4 protein-coding genes are annotated in these 3,422 nt (G+C 60.6%); all 4 read right to left on the minus strand.

The annotated features are described in order from the left end of the window. Positions 1–694 (minus strand): flagellar cap protein FliD N-terminal domain-containing protein (locus RBR29_RS11255; protein ID WP_320349338.1); only part of this gene is annotated, 694 nt, incomplete at its 3' end. A 215-nt stretch (positions 695–909) separates the two neighbouring features. After that, positions 910–1,800, minus strand: a complete 891-nt coding sequence (locus tag RBR29_RS11260; RefSeq protein WP_320349339.1) for a flagellin — start codon at positions 1,798–1,800, stop codon at positions 910–912. 147 nt (positions 1,801–1,947) lie between these two features. After that, positions 1,948–2,691: a tRNA (adenosine(37)-N6)-threonylcarbamoyltransferase complex dimerization subunit type 1 TsaB gene (gene tsaB, locus RBR29_RS11265; RefSeq protein WP_320349341.1), complete on the minus strand. Its 744-nt coding sequence runs from the start codon at positions 2,689–2,691 to the stop codon at positions 1,948–1,950. Next, positions 2,666–3,409, minus strand: coding sequence for an RIP metalloprotease RseP (gene rseP, locus RBR29_RS11270; protein ID WP_320349344.1), 744 nt, complete (start codon positions 3,407–3,409; stop codon positions 2,666–2,668). Before rseP ends, tsaB begins: the two co-directional genes overlap by 26 nt. Positions 3,410–3,422 lie beyond the last annotated feature (13 nt).

Genomic DNA, 3,422 nt, shown 5'->3' on the forward strand with positions numbered 1-3,422 from the left:
TCGGCGTCTGGTCCGCGATGGTCGCGGTCAGGGTGTCGGCCGTGGGCGTTGGCGCGGTTGGCCAGCCATCGACAACCAGTTGGGAATTGCTGGCGTTTTGGGTTTCGATGAATCGGTCGCTGCCGAAGTTGGCCAGCAGATTGGCCGAGGTCAGATTTTCGTCGACGATGAAATCGTTGCCCGCGCCCAAATCCATGCCCCGAACCTGCAAACGGTAGCCGCTGCCGTCGTTGACGACGCTGGCCCGCACGGAATTGCGGTTGTCGGGATCGGTGTTGATCAGGTTCGCGAACTGGCTCAGGGTCGTGGTTCCGGTCAAATCCACGGAAATTTGCCGCGATCCGTACGTGAACGAAAATGTTCCGGCGTTTCCGTCGGTGACGACATCATCGGGGGAGGCAAAAATTGCCGCTCCCATGTGCATGTCCGTGCTGGCCAGGGAAATCACGTCCACCACGTGGGCACCTTCTTCCGCCGCGCTGCTGGCCACGGCCGTCATGGCTGTCGGGTTGGAGGAGTTGACGGTCTTGATCAGGAATTCGTCCGTGGTGTTCATGGATGAAAGCGTGGCGTTCAGGCTGAGCATGGCCGCGCTCAGGGTGTCGAACGCTTCGCTTTTTTGTTCCCATTCCGACCGCCACAGCTGCATGCGCTTGGTGGTTGTCTGTTCCACTTCCACCAGTTTGGTGACCATGGAATCGAAATCCGTGCCCGATCCCAAGCCTGTAAAGCGGATTGCTCCCGAGATGAGCGAGGATGTCAGATCGTCAGCCATACCTGCCTCTGGACCAAATGTTTCGTGTGTCGCGAAGATTTAAGCAATAATGGTACCAGGATTTTGGGATGTGTAAAAAAAAGGCTGGGCCGCCCGCGCGACCCAGCCAAGAACCGGAATCCGTGCCGCGCCTACTAACCGCCGATGAGCTGCATGGCCATCTGCGGCAGGCTGTTGGCCTGGGACAGCATGGCCACCGCGCTTTGGGTCAGAATCTGGTTGCGCACGAAGTTGGTCATTTCCGTGGCCACGTCCACATCGGAGATGCGGGATTCGGCCGCCTGCAGGTTTTCCGCCTGGATGGTCAGGTTGGTGATGGTGTTTTCCAGACGGTTCTGGAGCGCGCCCAGGTTAGCCCGGATTGTATCCTTGGAGACAATCGCCGCGTTCAAGGCGTCCAGGGCCAGCTGCGCGCCCTGCTGGGTGGAGATGCTGTAGCCGGCGTCCTCGACGGACTGATTTCCCACGCCCAGGGCCGAGGCCGTGGCGTTGCCGATCTGGATGTAATAGTAATCCTCGGCGCTTTGGTTGGCCGTGCCAAAGTGGACCTTCAGCTTCCCTTCGGAGTTTAGGCCCGCGCCATTGTGAGTGTCACTGGAGAGATTGCCGTTCAACAGATAGATGCCGTTGAAGTCCGTGGCGTTGGCGATTCGGGTGATTTCCGAGGCCATGGCCTGGTATTCCGAATCAATGATCATGCGCTGGTCCGAGGTGTAGGTGCCGGTGGCGGCCTGTTCGGCCAGTTCCTTCATGCGGATCAGCTTCTCGTCGATGACACCCAGGGCTCCATCGGCGGTCTGAATCAGGGAGATGGCGTCGTTGGCGTTGCGCACGCCCTGGTTCAGGGTGGAGATATCGGCGCGCATGAGCTCGCGAATGGCCAGACCGGCGGCGTCGTCGGCGGCGTTGTTGACGCGCAGGCCCGAGGACAAACGCTGCGTGGATGTTGCCAGGCTGCTGTACGAGCTGGACAGGTTGCGAGCCGCGTTCATGGCCATCAGGTTGTGATTGATAACGAGCGACATAAAAAATTCCTCCTTGAAAGGGTATCGGCTTCCTTGCCTTGGGATTCGAGCAGCTCTTGGGCTGCATCATTGGTCTTGCTGTGAGAATCGGCGGGGAGCGGAATTTCTTTAGGAGTTTTTTTGTCCGACAGATGTTTGGGCTGCGTTTTATTCGAAATCAAAGATATGGCGCCGCGCATCGGCCACGGGAATGCCACGGGAGAGGGCGATGGCTTCCAGATTGTCCTCGGCGTCCGATTTGCGCAGATAGAGCGGGGTGGGAGCGTGCTCGGAAAAGGTGGCGTCCAGGGCCGCCTGGAGCAGGGTCATGGGGGCGGGGGTGTCGAAATTCACGGGCAGGAGAGGGCATTCGGCCAGTTCACCCAGCTCGGGATTCCGCCGCGCGCCGCTGCCCGCCACGAGGCGGGGGGCTTGGCGTGAAACCAAAAGTCGCGCGGCCTCGGTGACCGCCATGGGCTTGATGTCGTCCAGGGGCTGTTCCTGAATAAAGCCCCGCAGATAAACTTGGCCCTTGCGTGCGTGCGTGGCGATCCAGACTTCGTGACGCGCCGGGGTCGGGATCTGTCGCGCCAACACGGCATGATACTCCAGGCCCGCCATGGGCAGGCCCGCTGGGCGGGCCAGTCCGTACATGGCGGCATGGGCGATGCGCAGTCCCGTGAACGAGCCCGGGCCGCGCACGCAGGCGATTCCAGCCAGATTTTTGGCGCCCAGCCCTCGCGACTTCAAGGCCCGGTCCATGGCCATGGGCAGATGCCGGATGGATTGGCCGGGGCAGAGCATTTCCTCGGCGAACAGGAGCTCCGAGCTCGTGCCCAGGACCACCTGGACACGTTCCTCGGCGCAGCACAGCACGAGAATCGGACTAGCGGAAGTGGCGCAGGATATCATTGATGGTCGCGAAGACCATGAGCAGCAGCAGGAGCGTCATGCCTATTTTCAAGGCCATTTGCTGCACCCGTGGGCTCAGGGGCTTGCCGGTGATGGTTTCGAGAAAGAAGAAGAGAATGTGCCCGCCGTCCAGGACGGGAATGGGCAGCAGATTGAGCACGCCGAGGTTGATGCTGATCAGGGCGGTCAGGGCCAGCAAACTGGCCAGACCGTTTTGGGCCTCTTTGTGGATCATTTCGGAAATGAGGATAACCCCGCCCATGTCGGTCCAGGGGATGACCCGCTCCACCAATTTGACGATGCCCATGATCATGAGCCCGGTCACGTCCCAGATCTGTCTGGCGCCCTGGAACGACGCGGCCATGAAGCCCAGCTCGCGTGTCGAGAATTCCCCCTTGGGAGCGATGCCGAGCATGGGCATGGTCTTGATTTCGCCAAACAGGTTGCGCTTTTCCTGGAGTTTGGGCGTGATGTTCACGGAAAATTGTTCATTTTCCCGGAGCATGGTCAGGTGAAGCGCATCGCCCTGGTTGGCTTCGATGCGCTCGACCAGATCCTCCCAGATGGCAATGGGCTGGCCGTCCACGGCCAACACGCGATCACCGGGCAAAAGCCCCGCTTCCTGGGCCGCGCTGGCGTTGGTGACCTGGCCGATGACCGGCAACATGTCCTGGGCGCCGTTGACCCAGGCCAGCCCCCAGAAAATAATCCAGGCCAGGAGGAAATTGAAG

The organism is Castellaniella sp. (assembly GCF_034007085.1).
Taxonomy (GTDB): domain Bacteria; phylum Pseudomonadota; class Gammaproteobacteria; order Burkholderiales; family Burkholderiaceae_B; genus Castellaniella.